Below are 19,341 nucleotides of genomic sequence, written 5' to 3'. Positions count from 1 at the left end.
GGTTGTGAGCCCGCATCAAAAAAGTAAGGTATCCAGGTGAATATTCAGGCTCTTCTCTCCGAAAAAGTCAGTCAGGCACTGATTGCCGCAGGTGCGCCTGCGGATTGCGAACCGCAGGTTCGTCAGTCAGCAAAAGTACAGTTTGGCGACTATCAGGCTAACGGCGTGATGGCAGTGGCTAAAAAACTGGGCATGCCGCCGCGACAGCTCGCTGAGCAGGTACTGACGCATCTGGATCTTTCCGGCATTGCCAGCAAAACCGAAATCGCCGGCCCGGGCTTTATCAACATCTTCCTTGAGCCTGCATTCCTGGCAAGCCACGTTGACGCGGCGCTGAAGTCTGACCGTCTGGGCGTTTCCCAGCCGGAAGCGCAGACCGTGGTGATCGACTACTCTGCGCCGAACGTGGCGAAAGAGATGCACGTAGGCCACCTGCGCTCCACCATCATCGGTGATGCCGCGGTGCGCACGCTCGAGTTCCTCGGCCACAAGGTGATCCGCGCGAACCACGTGGGCGACTGGGGTACCCAGTTCGGCATGCTGATTGCTTACCTGGAAAAACAACAGCAGGAAAACGCGGGCGAAATGGCGCTGGCGGACCTGGAAGGGTTCTATCGCGAAGCCAAAAAACACTACGACGAAGACGAAGCCTTCGCCGAGCGCGCGCGCAGCTACGTGGTAAAACTGCAGGGCGGCGACCCATACTTCCTCGAGATGTGGCGCAAGCTGGTCGACATCACCATGTCTCAGAACCAGCTGACCTATAACCGCCTGAACGTCACCCTCACCCGTGACGACGTGATGGGTGAAAGCCTGTACAACCCAATGCTGCCGGGCATTGTGGCGGACCTGAAAGCGAAAAACCTGGCGGTTGAGAGCGAAGGCGCAACGGTTGTGTTCCTTGATGAGTACAAAAACAAGGAAGGCGAACCGATGGGCGTGATCATCCAGAAGAAGGATGGCGGCTACCTCTACACCACCACCGATATCGCCTGTGCGAAATACCGTTACGAAACGCTGCATGCCGACCGCGTGCTGTACTACATCGACTCCCGCCAGCACCAGCACCTGATGCAGGCGTGGACCATCGTGCGCAAAGCCGGATACGTGCCGGATTGCGTTCCGCTGGAACACCACATGTTCGGCATGATGCTGGGTAAAGACGGCAAGCCGTTCAAAACCCGCGCGGGCGGGACCGTGAAGCTGTCCGACCTGCTGGACGAAGCGCTGGAACGTGCCCGTCGTCTGGTGGCCGAGAAGAACCCGGACATGCCCGCCGACGAGCTGGAAAAGCTGGCTAACGCCGTGGGTATCGGTGCCGTGAAATACGCGGATCTCTCCAAGAACCGCACCACCGACTATATCTTCGACTGGGACAACATGCTGGCGTTTGAAGGCAACACCGCGCCGTACATGCAGTACGCCTACACCCGCGTGCTCTCGGTATTCCGCAAAGCCAATATCGACGAAAATGTGCTGGCGAACGCCACCGTGACCATCACGGAAGATCGTGAAGCACAGCTGGCCGCGCGTCTGCTGCAGTTCGAAGAGACGCTGACCGTGGTTGCGCGTGACGGCACGCCGCACGTCATGTGTGCATACCTGTACGATCTGGCGGGTCTGTTCTCCGGCTTCTACGAACACTGCCCTATTCTCTCTGCGGAGAATGAATCGGTGCGCAACAGCCGCCTGAAGCTGGCGCAGCTGACGGCGAAGACCCTGAAGCTGGGTCTGGATACCCTGGGTATCGAAACCGTAGAACGTATGTAACACAAAAAACCCGGCACTCGCCGGGTTTTGTTTTTTTGCCGTCCTGAAAATGCAACCGTCAGCGGTAGTTCACGATGACGGAATTACTCTGCACCTTCAGCGCCGGGATCAAACGCCCCCCGCCCGGCACTTCCCAGATAAAACGTAAAGGTTCAACAGCCGGAACGCCGTTGAACGCCTGCGTTGTGCCATTTTCACCGTCGATCTCCGTACAGCGCGTCTGAGAGCAGAGGCGCACCCGCAATCCCGCAGGCGTCGGCCCGATCAGCCGGTAGTTCCAGACCACCAGCCCCATCAGGCCGGATACGCCCTCAGAAGGCGACAGCGGATTAGAGGACATGGCAACGCCCCGGTTGCTGAGGGTCACCCCCATGCTGCTTGCCTGCCAGGAGCCCTCTCCGCCGGCCTGCGCCGCCAGCGGAATGAGTAAAATCCAGAGCCATTTACCCATTATTTCCCTCCAATCGTCGCGGTCATGCGGATATGGCGGTTATCCGACAGCTCCAGGTTTGACAGCACGACCAGCTGGCTCAGGCTGCGGCGCAGGAAGCGCGACAGCAGCGGACGCAGCGCATGGTTCACCAGCAGCACCGGCGGCGCGCCCAGCATCTCCTGACGCGCCAGCGCCTCCTGCGTTTGCGCCAGCAGACGGTCCGCCAGGCCCGGCTCCAGGCCGCCCCCGCCCTGCAGAGCCTGCAGCAGCAGACGTTCAAGCGGCGTATCGAGGCCAATCACCTGCACCTCTCCGGTTCCCGGGAACCACTGCTGGGTGATCGCCCGCCCCAGCGCCACGCGCACCACCGCCGTCAACTCGTGCGGATCGCTTTGTATCGGCGCGTGCTCGGCAAGGGTTTCCAGGATGGTGCGCATATCGCGGATCGGCACCTTCTCGTCGAGCAGGTTTTGCAGCACCTTATGCAGCGTGGTTAAGGTCAGCACGCCCGGGACCAGATCTTCCGTCAGCTTCGGCATCTCCTGCGTGACGCGGTCCAGCAGCTGCTGCGCTTCCTGGCGGCCAAACAGCTCGGCCGAGAATTGCCCGATCAGGTGATTAAGATGGGTCGCCACCACGGTACTGGCTTCAACTACCGTATAGCCCTGGATCTGCGCCTGCTCTTTCAGGGCGCTTTCAATCCAGATCGCAGCCAGACCAAAGGCCGGATCGACAGTTTGCTCGCCCGGCAGCGTGCCTGCTGCGGTGCCGGGGTTAATCGCCAGCCAGCGTCCCGGATAGGCATCACCGCTGCCGATTTCCACGCCTTTCATCAGGATGCGATAGCGCGCGGGCGGCAGGTCCATATTGTCGCGGATGTGCACCACCGGCGGCAGGAAGCCCATGTCCTGCGCGAATTTCTTACGGATACTGCGGATACGTCCAAGCAGCTCGCCGTCCTGCTGGAAATCGACCATCGGGATCAGGCGATACCCCACCTCCATCCCCAGGGAGTCTTCCAGCTGAACGTCGTTCCAGGTCGCTTCAACGGCCTGGTTATTCTCCGGCATTTTGACCGGAACAGGCTCCGCTGCCGGTTTAATTTCACGGCCGCGCATCCACCAGGCCAGCCCCAGCAGCGCCGCCGTAAACAGCAGGAAGACAAGGTTTGGCATGCCCGGCACCAGGCCGAGCAGGCCCAGAACGGCAGCGGCCAGCAGCATCACGCGCGGGTTGCTGAACAGCTGGCCAACCATCTGCTCGCCAACGTCCTGATCGGTGCTCACGCGGGTGACAATCACGCCCGCCGCCGTGGAGATCACCAGCGCCGGGATCTGCGCGACCAGACCGTCACCAATGGTCAGCAGCGTATAGCTTTCCGCCGCGTGGCCCATGTCCATCCCGTGCTGCAGTACCCCCACCAGCAGGCCGCCGACCACGTTAATCACCATGATCAGAATGCCCGCGATGGCGTCACCGCGCACAAACTTGCTCGCACCGTCCATGGAGCCGTAGAAGTCGGCTTCCTGCGTCACTTCCGCACGGCGCTTTTTGGCTTCATCTTCGGCGATAAGACCGGCGTTCAGGTCGGCGTCGATCGCCATCTGCTTGCCCGGCATCCCGTCCAGCACGAAGCGCGCGCCCACTTCCGCGATACGCCCTGCACCTTTGGTGATAACCATAAAGTTGATAATAACGAGGATAACGAACACCACGATACCGATAGCGAAATTGCCGCCTACGAGGAAGTGGCCGAACGCTTCCACCACTTTACCCGCCGCTGCCGCCCCGGTGTGCCCTTCCATCAGGATGATACGCGTGGACGCCACGTTCAGCGCCAGCCTCAGCAGGGTGGTAAACAGCAGAATGGTCGGGAATGCGGCGAACTCCAGGGTACGCTGGGTGAACATCGCCACCAGCAGCACCATAATGGACAGCGCGATGTTGAATGTGAAAAGCAGATCGAGGATGAACGCCGGGAGCGGCAGTACCATCATCGACAGAATTAGCAGGATCAGAATCGGCCCGGCAAGGATCTGCCATTGGGTCGATTTCAGGTTGCCGGGCAGGCGCAACATTGCCACCAGATTAGCCATCAGTGTCCTTCTCGTTCATAAAATCCAGCGCGGCAGGCACCGGAAGGTTCTCAGGTTTGACGGGCCGCTGACCGCCGGCCAGACGCCAGCGCTTCAGCTGCCATACCCAGGCCAGCACTTCCGCCACGGCGGCGTAGAGTTGTCCCGGGATCTGTTGTCCAATATCCGCATGGCGGTACAGGGCACGCGCCAGCGGAGGGGCTTCCAGGATCGGCACCCGGTGCTCTGTGCCGATTTCCCGGATACGCAGGGCGATCAGTCCCGCCCCTTTCGCGACGACTTTCGGCGCGCTCATTTTGTTTTCGTCGTAGCGCAGCGCAACGGAGTAATGCGTCGGGTTGGTGACGATGACGTCGGCCTTCGGCACATCCTCCATCATGCGGCGACGGGCGGCGGCACGCTGCATCTGGCGGATGCGCCCCTTCACGTGCGGGTCACCTTCCATCTGCTTATACTCATCGCGAATATCCTGACGCGACATGCGCAGCTTTTTGAAGTGGGTGTACAGCTGGAAGATGACGTCAAAACCCACCATCGGGATAATGCTGAGCACCACCAGCAGCGCGCAGAGGCCGACCAGATTCAGGGCGTTGCTCATGGCGGTAAGAGGCGATTCGCTGATGAGACGCATCATTTCCGGCCAGTGATACCAGAGGTAAAACCCCGCGGAGCTGCCCATAAGAACCGATTTGAGAATGGCTTTGAGCAGCTCGGCCCCGGTCTGGGCAGAGAACATTTTCGCAATGCCCGGCAGCGGGTTGAGTTTGGAAAATTTCGGCTGCAGCGATTTGCCGCTAAAAACCAGACCGCCGAGCATCACCGGAGAGACCAGCGCGACCAGCACGACCCCGGTTATCAGGGGCAACAGCGCGACCATGGCCCCTTTAATCAGCTGGATAATCTGGCTGAGGATCAGATTCGGATCGTTGACCATGCTGTGGTCAAAACGTAAGCCGGTTGACAGCATTCCCGCCAGCTTGCGGGCGAGCGACTCCCCGCCCCACCAGATAATGCACACGCCCACGATAAGGATCAGCAGGGAGGTCAATTCTCGGGATCGGGGGATCTGCCCTTCCTCACGCGCCTTTTCAAGTCGGTGGGGTGTGGGGGCTTCCGTTTTGTCGTCGTTCTCTTCTGCCACAGTGCATGCTCAGCCCATTACGTCACGGGTATCATGCCAGCGCAGCGGAAATCCAATGGCGGGAAAAGCCCGTTTATTCGGGCTCTTTTCGGTGATTTTATCGTAAACCGCCTCAGGCGGCGTAACCCCTGAGGCGGAATAGACAATCAGAAGCCGAGGCTGTCCAGCAGGTCGTCCACCTGATCCTGGCTTGCCACCACGCCCGCCTTGCTGGCGTCGAGCTGTGGGCCATTGAGCAGGCTTTCGTTCTCGCGTTTTGGACGGGCGGCCGGTTCCGGGATGTTCTCCAGCAGCACCATCAGCAGCTGACGCTCGATCTCCTGGATAACGTCCATCATGCGCTTGATCACCTGACCGGTCAGGTCCTGGAAATCCTGCGCCATCATGATGTCCAGCAGCTGGGCGTTGGTGAAGCTGGTGTGACCCGGAACATCGCCCAGGTACTGGCGGGTATCGGTCACCAGCTCGCGGGCATCCGCCAGCTCGATAGGATTCTCAAACCACTCATCCCAGCGTTTGCTCAGCGCTTTCGCCCCTTTTTCCATCGCATCCTGGTGCGGCTGAGACGCTTCAACGCTGTTCAGCGCACGCTCAGCAGCCTGCGCGGTCATCTGCACAACGTAGTCCAGACGATCGCGGGCATCGGGAATCGCTTCCGCCGCTTCCGCAATCGCCTGATCCAGACCCAGCTCGCGCAGGCTGTCACGCAGCATGCGCGTCAGGCTGCCGATGCGGACGATGATATCGCTCGGCGAGTGTTCTTCAACGGGTTTCATAGAAGGTTGCAACATTTCCATCACCTCACATGCCGAGTTTCTCGAAGATCTTACCGAGCTTCTCTTCCAGGGTTGCCGCGGTGAATGGCTTCACCACATAGCCGCTTGCGCCCGCCTGTGCCGCAGCAATGATGTTCTCTTTTTTCGCTTCTGCTGTGACCATCAGAACCGGCATGGACGCCATTCCCGCATCGGCGCGAATGGTTTTCAGCAGTTCCAGACCGTCCATGTTTGGCATGTTCCAGTCGGAGATCACAAAACCAAACCCGCCAGCCTGCAGTTTGTTCAGCGCATCAACGCCGTCTTCTGCCTCTTCAACATTGTTGAAGCCCAGCTCTTTCAGCAGGTTGCGCACAATGCGACGCATGGTGGAAAAGTCATCCACAACCAAAAACTTAAGCTCTTTATCCGCCATAAAATAATACTCCTGAGTCAAATACGTATTGCCTGTCCGGCACTGATTTTCGCCAGCATCTGCTGGCTTACCTGGCTAAGATCGACCACTTCGCTCACGCCACCCATATTGATGGCCTCGCGCGGCATGCCGAACACCACACAACTTGCTTCATTCTGCGCAATCGTCCAGGCGCCAGCCTGGTGCATTGCAAGCATTCCGGCGGCACCGTCGTTGCCCATCCCCGTCAGGATCACCCCCACGGCGTTGCGCCCCGCATGTTTCGCCACCGAATGAAACAGCACATCCACCGACGGACGGTGCCGGTTGACCGGCGGTCCGTCATGAATTTTGATTTGATAGTTAGCGCCGCTGCGCGCCAGCTCCATATGCTTGTCGCCCGGGGCAATATAGGCATGTCCCGGGAGCACGCGCTCGCCGTCTTCCGCCTCTTTCACGCTGATCTGGCACAGCTTGTTCAGGCGTTCGGCGAACGAACGGGTAAAGCCTGGCGGCATATGCTGAGTAATCAGAATACCCGGACTTGAGAGCGGTAATGGCTGGAGTACATGGCGAATTGCCTCTGTTCCTCCGGTTGACGCCCCAATCACCAGCAGTTTTTCCGAGCTGAGTAACGGACCGGCCTTCAGGGTCGCAGGCGCGACCATCGGCGTGTGGGCGGCAAGCTTCGCCCGCGACGCGGTGCGGATCTTCTCCGCGATCATTTCGCTGTAGGCCAGCATCCCCTCGCGAATGCCGAGCTGCGGCTTGGTGACGAAATCCACCGCCCCCAGCTCCAGCGCGCGCAGGGTGATTTCCGACCCTTTCCCGGTCAGGGAGGAGACCATCACCACCGGCATGGGCCGAAGCCGCATTAACTTTTCGAGGAAATCGATGCCATCCATGCGCGGCATTTCGACATCCAGCGTTAGCACATCGGGGTTATATTTTTTAATTAAATCCCGCGCGACCAGCGGATCGGGCGCGGTGGCCACCATCTCCATGTCGCTGTGGCTATTGATGATTTCAGTCATGATCTGACGCATCAGCGCTGAATCGTCGACAGACAATACCCTGATTTTACTCATGCTTTTTCCTTACTCAGCGCATACACCGTTTGCCCACGCAGGCTAAACTCACGCGCGAGGTTGCTGAAGTTTTCCGAGTGCCCGGCAAACAGTAAACCGTCAGGCTTGAGCAACGGAACAAACCGACGCAAAATGTCCTGCTGCGTCGTTTTATCAAAATAGATCATGACGTTACGGCAAAAGATGGCGTCGAACGGCCCCGGCACGTTGTACTGCTTATCCAGCAGGTTAACGGGCGCGAATTCAACGCAGTTCGCCAGCTCCTGGCGCACGCGTACCAGCCCTTCATGCGGGCCCGTGCCGCGCATGAAGTAACGCTGCAGCTGCTGCGGCGACAGCGTTTTCAGTTCATCCTGGCGATAAACGCCGTTACGCGCCTTCTCCAGCACCTCGGTATCGATATCGCTGGCGTAGACCTTCCAGCGTCCGGGCGTCATGCCGAGGGTGTCAGCGAGGGTGATCGCCAGCGAGTACGGCTCTTCCCCCGTTGAGGCGGCCGCACTCCAGACGCGATACTCCCCGGTGCGACGGCGCGCGTGCTCGGCCAGAACCGGGAAGTGGTGAGCTTCGCGGAAAAACGCCGTCAGGTTGGTGGTTAACGAGTTAATAAAAGCCTGCCACTCGGCGCTGTTCTGGTTCGCCTCGAGCATGCTCAGATAGCGGCCAAAATCGTCCAGCCCCAGGGTACGCAAGCGCCGCACCAGGCGGTTGTAGACCATGTCCCGCTTATGATCCGCAAGCACGATCCCCGCACGCTGGTAGATTAACTGACATATCCGACGAAAATGCGCGTCGGACAGCGCGAGGCGCTGTGTCATCTGCAACAATAATGACGTTTGCCCAGGGGGCATTGGTGATGTCATAGCGCCTTCTTAATTACATTCAGGATACAACTGGCACGGCCTGCGACCGCCCGACTTCTGTTACTGCTTCAACGTGCTCTTTCACATTAAATACCGCGACCAGCCCGGTGAGGCGATCCGCCTGGCTGGCCAGCTGATCGGTTGCCGCTGCCGCTTCCTCAACTAGCGAGGCGTTCTGTTGCGTCACCTGATCCATCTGGCTGACCGCCTGAGCCACCTGCTCAATACCGCGACGCTGTTCGTCCGACGCCGAGGCAATCTCGCCCATGATGTCGTTCACCCGCGTCACCGAGGTGACGATTTCGTGCATGGTTTGCGCCGCCGTATCCACCAGCGTCGAGCCCTGCTGAACGCGCGAGACCGACTCTTCGATCAGCACCTTAATCTCTTTCGCCGCGTTGGCGCTGCGGCTCGCCAGGTTACGCACTTCCCCCGCCACCACGGCAAATCCGCGCCCCTGCTCCCCGGCGCGCGCCGCCTCAACGGCGGCATTCAGCGCCAGAATGTTGGTCTGGAACGCGATGCCGTCAATCACGCTGATGATGTCACCAATTTTCTGCGAACTGGTGGCGATCTCCTGCATGGTGCTGGCAACGTGAGACGCCTGGTCGCCGCCTTTTTTCGCCGTCATCGCCGCCTGTTTTGACAGGTCAGACGCCTGGCGCGCGTTATCGGCGTTCTGGCTGACCGTGGCGGTCAGCTGCTCCATGCTGGCCGCCGTTTGTGCCAGCGAGGCCGCCTGCTGCTCGGTGCGGGAAGAGAGATCGTTGTTACCCGCCGCAATCTCGGAAATTCCCGTGTGCATGGCATAGCTGCCCTGCCGCACGTCGGATACCGTTTCCCGCAGCGATCCCTGCATCGCCTTCAGGCTGGCAAAGATCGCCGAAATTTCGTTTTTGCCGAACACCGCCACCGGACGGGCCAGGTCCCCTTTTGCAATACTGTCGAAGTGGCTGCTGATAATCGCCAGCGGCTGCACAATCATTCTGCGTGACCAGAGCAGTGCCCCGCCGGTCAGCAGCCCTGCCAGGATCACCACCACGGCAAAGATGACGCCCGACATGTGGTAGCTCTGACGGCTCTGTTCACCCGCACGCTGGACAGACTGATTAATATCCTGCTGCCAGGCGTTAAAGCTGCCGTCAAACGCATCCTGCGAGGCCTGAACCGGCGCGGTCATAAAGTCCGAGAGCTGATTGTTCTCAAGCCACGTCGCCTGATGGTCCAGATCGCTGTACCACACTTCAAAGTTCTTCTTCATGGCGGTCTTCAGCGCTTTCTCTTTCTCGCTGCCGGCGGCCTGCGCCGTAAAGACTTTAAACTGAGCGTCGGCCTGTTTCAGGCTGCTTCGCGCGGTTGCCATCAGCGCCTTAATGTCATCCGGGGGATAACTCAGCGCGGTTAAGGTTCCCGCCTTGTTCAGCGCGGTGCTTGCCTGCAACAGCACGGCACGCGTTTGTGCCAGTGCGGAGCGCTGCTGATTACTCGCCTCAACGTCCTGCAAATTCTGATAGCCATCGCGAAACGCCCAAAAAGACAACCCGTTACTGCCAACCTGCAACACACCGCAAAGGATCAGAATCAAAAACAGTGTGGTCGAGATACGAATACGATTTAACATCCACGCTCCCATCAAGCGGCAAGCAGCCGCGGTTCAATTGTCAGTCAAAATGTTTCCCAGTTTTCATCTTGTCCGGTCGTTGCAGCACGCAGGCGAGAGACCGTCGATTCGGCGGCTGGCGCTTTATACGTGGCTTGCGAAGTGACCGTATTTCCATTGAGCGAAGCGAGACGAAACGCCGAGACGGCCATCTTCAGACGGCTCGCCTGGTCTTCCAGGGCAGCGGCCGCCGCAGCGGACTCCTGCACCAGCGCGGCGTTTTGCTGCGTCACGCGATCCATTTCCGATACCGCCAGTGCAACCTGGTCGATACCACGACTCTGCTCATCCGACGCAGAGGCGATTTCACCCATGATGTCCGTCACGCGGGTGACGGCATTCACGATGTCATTCATGGTCTCCCCGGCGCTTTCCACCAGCACGGAGCCGGTATCCACGCGGGAGACGGAATCTTCAATCAGGGCCTTAATCTCTTTCGCCGCGTTGGCGCTGCGGCTGGCCAGGTTGCGCACTTCTCCGGCCACCACGGCAAACCCGCGTCCCTGTTCGCCCGCACGCGCCGCTTCCACGGCGGCGTTCAGCGCCAGAATGTTGGTCTGGAAGGCAATGCCGTCGATGACGCTGATGATGTCGGCGATTTTCTTCGAGCTCTGGGCGATGTCGTGCATGGTTTTCACCACGCCATCCACCACGCGACCGCCGCGCTGTGCCGTCTCGGAGGCGCTTTCCGCCAGCTGAGAGGCCTGGCGAGCGTTATCGGCGTTCTGCTTCACGGTCGCCGTAAGCTGCTCCATGCTGGCCGCCGTCTCTTCCAGCGCGGAGGCCTGCTGTTCGGTACGGGAAGAGAGGTCGTTATTCCCCATCGCAATTTCGCTGGTGCCGGTATAAATAGCCTCGGAGCCGTTACGCACGTTGGCGACGGTTTCGATGAGCGAACGCTGCATATGGTCAACGCTGTTTGCCAGCTCGGTGATCTCATTGCGGCCGGACACGGTCAGCGTTTTGGTGAGATCGCCACCGGCAATCTCACGAATGTGGGCAATGACGCGGCCAAGAGGGTTCAGCAGGATATGGCGAATGCCGTACCACACCGCGACCAGCACGATGACCAGCGCCAGCGCCAGCACCGCCATCTGCCACTTCGCAAAGCGGTAGTCATTCTGGCTTTCGGTAAAGGCCGAGTGATACAGATCGCCGCTGGCCTTCGCGTACTCCCCCAGCGCCGCGCCGAGGGCGTTTTGCATTCCCTGCGTCGGCTGCGCGAAGTAGGCGTCCATGTTGCCGCTCTCCAGGAACTGAATCAGCTCCGTCAGGCCGGCAAAGTAGGCGTTGTATTTTTCATCAATATTCTGGCTTACCTGCGCCATGGCAGGCTGCGGCGCGATCTGTTTGAAGGCGGCATAGTGTTTAGCGGCGTCAGCGAGCGTGGCGCGGGCATTTTTCAACAGATCGGTTTTCGCGCTGCTCTGCTGATTGTTGGGGTCCATCATCATGCGCGCGGACGAGCGGCTCAGGTTGATACGCGTTTGCAGCATCAGATCCCACGTTGAGGTGAGTTCACCCTGCTGCATGCGCAGGTCGTTCGAGGCCGCGAAGCTGTCCTGGTTCTGTTTTAACGACGAGAAAAAAAGCCCGCCGAAAATGAGCTGAAGAAGTGCGAAAATGACCAGCACCATCATAAGCATTGTGACAACGCGGATACGGTTCAACATACAACACCTTCTCATAGATTTATTAACGGTGTTATCGGCACTGCCCACAGGAACTTTACATTTGAGAAAGGGAAAAGCGCGGGGGTTAAAACGCCACGTCGACAATCAGCGTATCGGTGTAGGTGCCGGCGGGCGGCGTGGTCTGATTCGTCAGGACCTTCGCGGTGTAGTTATAGGTGCGCAGTAAACCGTCGGTACTGACCTGCGACGAGGTCGCGCTGGTCCAGCGCTCGGTGCCGCTGCCGCCCCAGCGGTTCGTTGTGGCTTCTTTATAGATGTCGTAACTCATATAGTTGCTGCCGCTCGCCATCCGCCGCACGTTATTCAGCGCGTTAGCCCCGTTATTAATGCCGATGGTATAGGTACTTCCTTTGGTGCAGGTGACGGCAATCGCCTGCGAAACGGTAGGGAAACTTTGTACCAGCGGCGCGCTGTTGAAGTTGACGTCCGGCGTGGTCATGGCGCTGCAGTCGTTGGTGACGGTCATGTTAAGCAGAATGGTGGTGGTCGCCGTGCCCGTTTGATTGAGGGTGCAAATGCCGAGCGCGCCCACGGAGCAGACGCTGTAGTTCACGCTGAAGGTTAGCTGCACCTGATACGGCCCGGCGGTGACGTTTTGCCCGGCGACGGTGCGGAAGTAGAGCGGGATGTTGTACTGCTTAGACCCCAGTAACCCCAGCAGGGTATTCCCACCCCAGGTATACGATTTACTTATCTGTACCTCGCTGCTGCTCGCGCAGCCCGATAATCCGCACAGTCGGGTGGGGATCACGTCCGTGATGGTCGCATTATCGGTGCGTTTCATCGTGGCGCGACTGCTGCCCGAGACCGATGCGGCGGTGTAGGTCAGCGTCACCGAGTCGTTGGTCAACAGATTCAGGACGGCATCGCACGCCACCACCAGCGTACCGGTGGTTTCCACCTCCCCGGTTCCGCTGAGGGCGAACGACGTGACGCTGCCAAACGAGGCGTTGACCGTACTGACGGTACACGCCGCCCAGCCGCCGCCGGAAAACAGCAGCAGCATCAACAGCAGCAGGCGCCTCATGGCGCCTCCCGACATACCAGCGGACCGTAGGTTTGCAGCTTGTGTTCCGGGTTGGATCCCACCGTCAGGGTCGTCGTGCAGCGCTTTCCGCCAGGGGTAATGACCTCCAGCGGGTTCACATCGCTGAGATTTTCCAGCCAGGCGATACCGTCATAGCCCACCACGGCGCTGCTGCGCGAGGCCCTGCGCACCTGGCTACCCACCGGGATCGCCTGCCCGCGCGCATCATGCAGGATGACGCTGGCGACCCGCTCCTGCTCCATCGGGAAATCGACCAGGTAACCGCTGTGGCGGCGGATCGCAATCCGCCGTTCGGTCTCTTTCAGCTGGGTATCCGCCGGCAGGTTCAGCGTATCAATGCGGTAGCTTGCCGGGTAATACGCCGACACCCCGCTGACCAGCAGGTAGCCGTTATTATTGGTTTTGCCTACGGGCTGATTTTCATAGCTGACGGGGACATCCGGATGACCGTCGGTGCTGATAACCACAAACGCATCGTTAATTTTGTTGGCCGCAAACAGCTCGCCGTCCATCAGCACCACGGAGCCCATCGCCTCGCCCCACCAGGTCATCATATCCCTTTCGCCATAGGCACCGCCCTGTAGCTCAACGTTATTGTTGCGCCAGCCCAGCGTGCCCTGCTGGTAGTCGCTGGCTTTCGACTGATTGGCCCAGGCCATGTTCCAGCTTAAGCCGCCGTCGGACGGCATGGCGTGGTTATAGTTGATGCGCTGGGTACTGCCGGCATCCGGCGTGTTTTCAACGGTAAAGGCGGCGCTGTCGCGCGCGCCCAGCGGCACCTGCAGCGACAGCGCAACCGTCCAGTCTCCCCGCTGCTGGTCCCGGCTGCCGGCCAGGTAAATACTGCTCGCTCCCCACAGATTGCGGCTCCAGGAGAGGTTAAGCAGCTCGGTTTTTTGGCTGTCAAAACTCTCCACGCCGATCCAGGCCGCGCCAATGTTGCCGTACTGTCCCATATTAAAGGTCAGGGAATACTGGTCCGTATTTCGGCTGAAGCTGGCGATGGGTTTATCGTTCTCGTCATACAGCGTCGGCTGGTCGTAAAGGGCCAGATTGCCAAAGCCGCGGCCCCGACGCGTGTGCTGGGTGGCGACGCTGAACTCGCTGGTGCTGTACTGGTAACCCCAGTTGATTTGCCCCCCCGTATCCCCGCGCATGCGGCTCTGCGAGTAAGAGGTATTCACCACGCCAAGCTGGCCGAGCTTTATTACCGTCCCTGCCCCGCCGAGCGCCAGCTCCTGCGCGCCTTCTGCATGGCCTTCCAGCGTCAGCCAGTCCGTCAGCCCGTAGCGATACGAGCCGCTGCCCGACGCGGAGCCGTAGTCAAAATTCTTGATCCCGTAGTTACGCCGCAGGCTGCCCAGCGTTACGGCGCCGTCGCTGAGTCCTTTTTTGAGCAGGTCGCTGGTGACGTAAAACGGCAGCGTGGTGCTCACCTGGCGCCCCAGCGCATCCGTCGTGACCAGCACCGCATCCCCGGCACCGTTGATATAGGGCAGATTGGTCAGGGTGAAAGGACCCGGCTGAAGCTGGGTTGAGCCGGAGCGATAGCCGTTGATAAAGAGATCGACCGAGGTCGGCACCGCGGCTTCTCCCGCGAATTCGGGCAGCGGCCACGTCACCAGGTCAGGACGCAGGGAGAAATCCCGCCCGACGCTAATCCCCCCCATCCGCACGCTGGAGCTCCAGCTCAGGGCGTCGCTGATTACGTCCCCGACGCTCCAGCTCATCGCGTCATCTTCATTCGTGAACAGCAGGGTAGTGTCATAGCGGACATACCCCTCCTGCTGGCCGCCGCTACCGCTGAAATTTTCCCGGGCATAGCCGGTGGAGGAAAACGAGCCGTTCTCATTGAAGTAGCGGAATTCATGCCAGAGGGACGCCTGTCCACCGATATGCGCCGTGTGGTTGGTGTAGAGATCGTAATTGAGCAGCGCGCCTCGCCCGAAGTGCGGTTTGGCCTGCGCCGTTTGCGCGCTGAACGGGGTCACGCGGGATGCGACCCAGTCGCGGGGAACCGTGAGCAGCAGGCGCTGCGCGGCGCTGTCATACTCCGTGCGCACCTGAGAAAGCGAAGAGAGATTCACCTCTCCGGCAGGAACATGCTCCGGCGGCAGCCCCGCGCGCAGCAGGTCGGCACTGGAGACAAAGAAAGCGCCGTTACGCTGCGTGACGGGCACCACCAGGCCGGTGTCGTAATGGTTGAGCACGAGGGCAAGCTGAAATACCGCTTCATCATTTACCGCCTGCGCCTGAGGCGGCGGCGGCAAACTGTCATCGCCGGGCTCAGCCCAGGCCGCGGAACTGACGCAAAGCAGTATCATCATCGCGGGCTTCAGTTGACGGGCGTCGACTGCCATTGTGCGTCCCTGGCATTAATCTGCGCGATCATCCGCTCTGGCTGACGAACGCCTGCGGGTATCGGCCAGCTGCGGGTGCTGCCGGGAAGCACGTAACCCAGCAATCCCTCCGCGACCGTGCGTTTCTGACCTCCCTGCTCCAGCGCCACCTGGCTCAGCCTGACATGAACATCTCCCTGATTCCGAACCTCCAGCGCAGGCTGTCCATCCGCTCGCGTCACCCGCCAGCTCAGGTTTCGGGTCTCCACCAGCGCGTGATGCGCACCCTCTTTTATCGTCGGGATCCCCTGGCCGTAGACGAACAGAGGGATGGAGTAACGCATCTGTAATTTGAGGCCGATAGTGGGCTCGGCTTTCGCATCAGGCTGGGGGATTTCATCGACGATAATGCGGTAGGCTTGTTCCGTGCCCGCCGGAACGGCCCCCTGTTTAATAAGGCGAATCAGCTGCTTATTGCCTTTCTGAATAGTGACAATCGGCGGGCTGGCGACCACGTCCTGCTGCGCGGTATAACGCTCGTACCCGCCCTCCTGCTTCCAGCGCACGATGCGCACCTGCATGGTCGTGGCGCTGTTTCCCTGATTCTGGATCCACAGTTCCGTGGCGTTGGCGTCTGCGGCAAGCCAGGGGTCGATGGGCCAGAGCAGAATGGTAGCCGCCGCCTGCGCCTGGCCGACTGCTGCCATTCCCAACGCGCCCGCCAGGCAAACAGGTCTCAAAAGTGGCTTCATCGGCACTCTCCCTTTATTACCATGACAGGGTCACGGTGAGCTGATCGGAATACGTTCCTGCCGGGCTAAATCCGGTCAGTAGCGCCACGCCAAAAAGCGGCAGCGCGATGTTATTGCTGTCGGTGTAGGTCACCGGTATTGCCTGATTGAGGCCGATTTCGCTGTTGGCGGCCAGCGAGCTGCTGCTGTAGAGCCGGTAACCTACCAGGTCGGCTCCGTCCGTGCGCTTCATGCGGCGAACGGATGAGTAGTTTTGACCGCCATTAATGCTCATGCTCAGCGTCACGCCGGGCGTACAGGCGATGGACAATGCCCCGTTTGGCACAAAGCTGGTGCTCACCGGCGCGCTTTCAACGCCAGTATGGGTACCAAAATCCAGCGTGCCGAGGAGTCCCCCGCTGCCGGTAGCCACCGCGCATCCCGGTACAATGGTCGCGCTGACCTTGAATGACTGTGACGTCACCGCAACGGCCGCGGGGATCATTAGCCATCCAACCAGCAGCGCGAAAAAAGGCTGCACGCGTCCCTCTGCGCGTTTGCGCAGACCTGCAAGAGAGGCCTTCATGACCGTGAAGAACTAATAGGTGACGCTAACGTTTATCGTGTCGGTGTAGGTTCCCGGTACGACCGTTACGCTGTTGCCGCCGCCGGTAATACGCCCATAGAGCGTGTAGCTGTCGACACCTCCCGCCGTAGAGGCGATGGGCAACGCGGCGTTATTGGCAACCACGTTGTTAAATCCGCTGTCGCTGTAAAGGCTGTAGGCTACCCCCTGTGCGGCGTTGGCGGTGTTGATCAGATAGCGCGCAGGTGTTCCCGTCGATCCAACAACGGTACCGGGTGCCGTGGAGTGGGTGTTGCCGGTGATCGCTACCGTATAGCTGGCGGTTGTACACTGAATGGTAAAGGTGTTTCCGCCGCTGGCGCCGGTTAGCTGCGTGGTCAGCGTGGAAAACGTGGCGGGATGGGTGCCGAAATCAAGCGTCCCGAAGTTAATGCCGTTTTGCGTGGGCGACCCGTTTATCAGGCAACCGTTTGTCAGGGTCAGCGTCGCCCCGATGGTGCCGCTGCTGGTGACGGCCAGCGCCTGCGGGGCCAGGGTCGCCGTCAGTAACGAGCCTGCACAGATCAAAAGGAGTTTACTTTTCATTTTACCACCCTCCAGAAGACGTCTCCGTTCCCTTGCCATATTTTATTTTGGCCGTTCAAGATGTTAGCCCCGCTTAACGTTCCTCCGAGGGGGTTATTGAGAATTTAGTTTACGGATAACGCTTCCTCCACCTGCCTCAAAATGAATCAGGCGGATGTCTTATTGACTCACTATTTCCAAATAAAACAGGTGGTTAAAATTATTTATCTAAGGATTTTGTTGTATTCACAGAGAATATATCCATTAAACTGTGATCTTGATCACAATATATCGTAGAGGCATTAACAACAAAATTAATAAAACTTAAAAAGGAGTTGTATCCCCCTACGCTTTGCGTCAATTTATGTGCCGAATAATTTCCCGCGTCGTAATAAAAAATTTATATGTATCGCCGCGGCTACATCTGAGCGCAGAGAGGGTCTTTTTTCGTGGCAAGTGCAAACAAACTCACACTCTTCATCGTGATATTCATGCTGGCGGGTATTCTTTCAGGGGCAGCAATTCATGAGTATGCATCTGCGGATGCCATCAAAGCCTGGTCGGATAACATTACCCTTCTGACCGATATTTTCCTTCGCCTGATCAAAATGGTCATTGCACCGTTGGTCTTCAGCACGCTGACCGTCGGTATTATGAAGCTGGGCGAAACCTCCACCATTGGCCGAGTGGGCGGCAAAGCAATGGTGTGGTTTATCAGCTCATCGGTACTTTCCATTCTGGTCGGGCTGTTCATCGTCACGCTGGAGCATCCGGGAAGCGGTCTGAACCTGACCGTCCCGACCGAGGCGGTGGATACCGGCCTGGCCGTGGGGGGCATGACGCTGAAAGCGTTCCTGTCGCACACCATTCCAACCAGCATCGCCGGGGCGATGTCGAACAATGAGATCCTGCAGATTGTGGTGTTCTCGATGTTCTTCGGCATCGGCGGCGCGTCGCTGGGGCAGAAATTTAACGCCCCGCTGGTGGCCGCGCTGGACGTGGTTTCCCATATCATGCTGAAGGTCACGGGCTACGTGATGTACGTTGCGCCGCTGGCCATCTTCGCGGCGATCTCCTCCGTCATCGCCACGCAGGGCCTGGGCATTCTGCTGAACTACGCCTCCTTTATTGGCGGCTACTATGTCGCCATTCTTCTCACCTGCATGGTGCTGCTGGCCGTGGGTTATATGGTGCTAAAAAAAGAGGTGTTTCGGCTGGTCAGCATGCTGAAAGATCCGGTCCTGGTGGCGTTTACCACCAGCAGCTCTGAAGCGGCCTACCCTAAAACGCTGGAGCAGCTGGAGCGTTTTGGCTGCTCGCGCAACATCGCCTCTTTCGTTCTGCCGATTGGCTACTCCTTTAACCTGGTAGGGTCGATGGTGTACTGCTCTTTCGCGTCGATGTTTATCGCTCAGGCGTACAACATTCACCTCAGCTTCTCTGAGGTAACGGTGCTGATGCTGACCCTGATGCTGGCTTCGAAAGGGATTGCGGGCGTACCGCGTTCTTCACTGGTGGTGCTGGCAGCAACTATTCCGAGTTTTAATATTCCGGTGGCGGGCATTCTGCTGCTGATGGGGATCGACCACTTCCTGGATATGGGCCGTTCGGCGATTAACGTGCTGGGGAACGGGATTGCGACCGCGATGCTGTCGCAGAATGAAGGCGCGCGCGAAGCTGAAGCTGAGCTGGTAAAACAGGAAGCGTAAGAGGCTAAAAAAGCCGGGTGGCGGCTCCGCCTTACCCGGCCTACAAATGGCTCGAACACGTAGGCCGGGTAAGCGTCAGCGCCACCCGGCTTTGTTTTAGGCTACATGGGTAGCCGCGGAAGCTGAGCTGGTGGAGCAGAATGTAAAAAAGCCGGGTGACGGCTTCGCCTTACCCGGCCTACAAACGGCACGAACACGTAGGCCGGGTAAGCGTCAGCGCCACCCGGCTTTGTTTTAGGCTACATGGGTAGCCGCGGAAGCTGTGCTGGTGGAGCAGGATGTAAAAAAGCCGGGTGACGGCTTCGCCTTACCCGGCCTACAAATGGCACGAACACGTAGGCCGGGTAAGCGTCAGCGCCACCCGGCTTTGTTTTAGGCTACATGGGTAGCCGCGGAAGCTGAGCTGGTGGAGCAGAATGTAAAAAAGCCGGGTGACGGCTTCGCCTTAC

16 protein-coding genes are annotated in these 19,341 nt (G+C 59.2%); 2 read left to right on the top strand and 14 right to left on the bottom strand.

The genetic code is table 11. From position 1 onward, the window contains the following. Positions 1-36 precede the first annotated feature (36 nt). Complete coding sequence (gene argS / locus ACJBF3_RS04595) at positions 37-1,770, top strand: arginine--tRNA ligase (protein WP_045326756.1); 1,734 nt, start codon at positions 37-39, stop codon at positions 1,768-1,770. Between the two features lie 58 nt (positions 1,771-1,828). Here argS and ACJBF3_RS04590 read toward each other — a convergent pair whose 3' ends face one another. From ACJBF3_RS04590 to ACJBF3_RS04525, 14 genes are all read right to left on the bottom strand, one after another. After that, positions 1,829-2,221, bottom strand: coding sequence for a flagellar protein FlhE (locus tag ACJBF3_RS04590; protein ID WP_045326757.1), 393 nt, complete (start codon positions 2,219-2,221; stop codon positions 1,829-1,831). Beyond that, complete coding sequence (gene flhA, locus ACJBF3_RS04585; protein WP_045326759.1) at positions 2,221-4,299, bottom strand: flagellar biosynthesis protein FlhA; 2,079 nt, start codon at positions 4,297-4,299, stop codon at positions 2,221-2,223. The genes ACJBF3_RS04590 and flhA overlap by 1 nt, the downstream gene beginning before the upstream one ends. Further along, a complete protein-coding gene (gene flhB, locus ACJBF3_RS04580) occupies positions 4,292-5,440 on the bottom strand; it encodes a flagellar biosynthesis protein FlhB (protein WP_045326760.1) in 1,149 nt (382 codons plus the stop codon). The genes flhA and flhB overlap by 8 nt, the downstream gene beginning before the upstream one ends. Before the next feature lie 146 nt (positions 5,441-5,586). Next, positions 5,587-6,231: a protein phosphatase CheZ gene (gene cheZ / locus ACJBF3_RS04575; protein ID WP_032642640.1), complete on the bottom strand. Its 645-nt coding sequence runs from the start codon at positions 6,229-6,231 to the stop codon at positions 5,587-5,589. A 10-nt stretch (positions 6,232-6,241) separates the two neighbouring features. After that, a complete protein-coding gene (gene cheY / locus ACJBF3_RS04570; RefSeq protein WP_008500431.1) occupies positions 6,242-6,631 on the bottom strand; it encodes a chemotaxis response regulator CheY in 390 nt (129 codons plus the stop codon). Between the two features lie 17 nt (positions 6,632-6,648). Continuing rightward, entirely contained in the window at positions 6,649-7,698 is a 1,050-nt protein-coding gene (locus ACJBF3_RS04565; protein ID WP_045326761.1) for a chemotaxis response regulator protein-glutamate methylesterase, read from the bottom strand. After that, the gene (gene cheR, locus ACJBF3_RS04560; protein WP_023312253.1) at positions 7,695-8,561 is read right to left on the bottom strand and encodes a protein-glutamate O-methyltransferase CheR; all 867 of its coding nucleotides are present in this window, start codon (positions 8,559-8,561) and stop codon (positions 7,695-7,697) included. Before cheR ends, ACJBF3_RS04565 begins: the two co-directional genes overlap by 4 nt. Positions 8,562-8,580: 19 nt before the next feature. Continuing rightward, entirely contained in the window at positions 8,581-10,182 is a 1,602-nt protein-coding gene (gene tap, locus ACJBF3_RS04555; RefSeq protein WP_045326762.1) for a methyl-accepting chemotaxis protein IV, read from the bottom strand. A gap of 44 nt (positions 10,183-10,226) precedes the next feature. Beyond that, positions 10,227-11,894 (bottom strand): methyl-accepting chemotaxis protein II, encoded by a 1,668-nt coding sequence (gene tar, locus ACJBF3_RS04550; RefSeq protein WP_045326764.1) that lies wholly within the window; start codon positions 11,892-11,894, stop codon positions 10,227-10,229. An 85-nt stretch (positions 11,895-11,979) separates the two neighbouring features. Further along, the gene (locus ACJBF3_RS04545; protein ID WP_045326766.1) at positions 11,980-12,942 is read right to left on the bottom strand and encodes a spore coat U domain-containing protein; all 963 of its coding nucleotides are present in this window, start codon (positions 12,940-12,942) and stop codon (positions 11,980-11,982) included. Beyond that, a complete protein-coding gene (locus tag ACJBF3_RS04540; protein WP_045326767.1) occupies positions 12,939-15,323 on the bottom strand; it encodes a fimbria/pilus outer membrane usher protein in 2,385 nt (794 codons plus the stop codon). Before ACJBF3_RS04540 ends, ACJBF3_RS04545 begins: the two co-directional genes overlap by 4 nt. Further along, positions 15,299-16,054, bottom strand: a complete 756-nt coding sequence (locus tag ACJBF3_RS04535; RefSeq protein ID WP_045326768.1) for a molecular chaperone — start codon at positions 16,052-16,054, stop codon at positions 15,299-15,301. Before ACJBF3_RS04535 ends, ACJBF3_RS04540 begins: the two co-directional genes overlap by 25 nt. A gap of 16 nt (positions 16,055-16,070) precedes the next feature. Continuing rightward, positions 16,071-16,619, bottom strand: a complete 549-nt coding sequence (locus ACJBF3_RS04530; RefSeq protein WP_045326770.1) for a spore coat U domain-containing protein — start codon at positions 16,617-16,619, stop codon at positions 16,071-16,073. Positions 16,620-16,631: 12 nt separating this feature from the next. Beyond that, positions 16,632-17,204 carry a spore coat protein U domain-containing protein gene (locus ACJBF3_RS04525; RefSeq protein ID WP_045326771.1) on the bottom strand — a complete coding sequence of 191 codons (573 nt, stop codon included), beginning with the start codon at positions 17,202-17,204 and terminating at the stop codon, positions 16,632-16,634. Between the two features lie 428 nt (positions 17,205-17,632). Here ACJBF3_RS04525 and ACJBF3_RS04520 point away from each other — a divergent pair, with 428 nt between their 5' ends. Further along, the gene (locus ACJBF3_RS04520) at positions 17,633-18,892 is read left to right on the top strand and encodes a dicarboxylate/amino acid:cation symporter (RefSeq protein ID WP_045326773.1); all 1,260 of its coding nucleotides are present in this window, start codon (positions 17,633-17,635) and stop codon (positions 18,890-18,892) included. Positions 18,893-19,341 lie beyond the last annotated feature (449 nt).

Source organism: Enterobacter sp. PP-008-ECC_S150, from assembly GCF_045257065.1.
Lineage (GTDB): Bacteria > Pseudomonadota > Gammaproteobacteria > Enterobacterales > Enterobacteriaceae > Enterobacter > Enterobacter chengduensis.
The sequence above is the reverse complement of the archived record's forward strand: the minus strand, read 5'-3'. Positions and strand labels throughout refer to the sequence as shown.

What these genes read in the sequence shown, in the direction of transcription:
- ACJBF3_RS04590 (WP_045326757.1), bottom strand. Translation starts at nt 2,221, where the DNA reads ATGGGTAAATGGCTCTGGATTTTACTCATTCCGCTGGCGGCGCAGGCC.
- flhA (WP_045326759.1), bottom strand. Translation starts at nt 4,299, where the DNA reads ATGGCTAATCTGGTGGCAATGTTGCGCCTGCCCGGCAACCTGAAATCG.
- cheZ (WP_032642640.1), bottom strand. Translation starts at nt 6,231, where the DNA reads ATGTTGCAACCTTCTATGAAACCCGTTGAAGAACACTCGCCGAGCGAT.
- cheY (WP_008500431.1), bottom strand. Translation starts at nt 6,631, where the DNA reads ATGGCGGATAAAGAGCTTAAGTTTTTGGTTGTGGATGACTTTTCCACC.
- ACJBF3_RS04565 (WP_045326761.1), bottom strand. Translation starts at nt 7,698, where the DNA reads ATGAGTAAAATCAGGGTATTGTCTGTCGACGATTCAGCGCTGATGCGT.
- cheR (WP_023312253.1), bottom strand. Translation starts at nt 8,561, where the DNA reads ATGACATCACCAATGCCCCCTGGGCAAACGTCATTATTGTTGCAGATG.
- tap (WP_045326762.1), bottom strand. Translation starts at nt 10,182, where the DNA reads ATGTTAAATCGTATTCGTATCTCGACCACACTGTTTTTGATTCTGATC.
- tar (WP_045326764.1), bottom strand. Translation starts at nt 11,894, where the DNA reads ATGTTGAACCGTATCCGCGTTGTCACAATGCTTATGATGGTGCTGGTC.
- ACJBF3_RS04545 (WP_045326766.1), bottom strand. Translation starts at nt 12,942, where the DNA reads ATGAGGCGCCTGCTGCTGTTGATGCTGCTGCTGTTTTCCGGCGGCGGC.
- ACJBF3_RS04540 (WP_045326767.1), bottom strand. Translation starts at nt 15,323, where the DNA reads ATGGCAGTCGACGCCCGTCAACTGAAGCCCGCGATGATGATACTGCTT.
- ACJBF3_RS04535 (WP_045326768.1), bottom strand. Translation starts at nt 16,054, where the DNA reads ATGAAGCCACTTTTGAGACCTGTTTGCCTGGCGGGCGCGTTGGGAATG.
- ACJBF3_RS04530 (WP_045326770.1), bottom strand. Translation starts at nt 16,619, where the DNA reads ATGAAGGCCTCTCTTGCAGGTCTGCGCAAACGCGCAGAGGGACGCGTG.
- ACJBF3_RS04525 (WP_045326771.1), bottom strand. Translation starts at nt 17,204, where the DNA reads ATGAAAAGTAAACTCCTTTTGATCTGTGCAGGCTCGTTACTGACGGCG.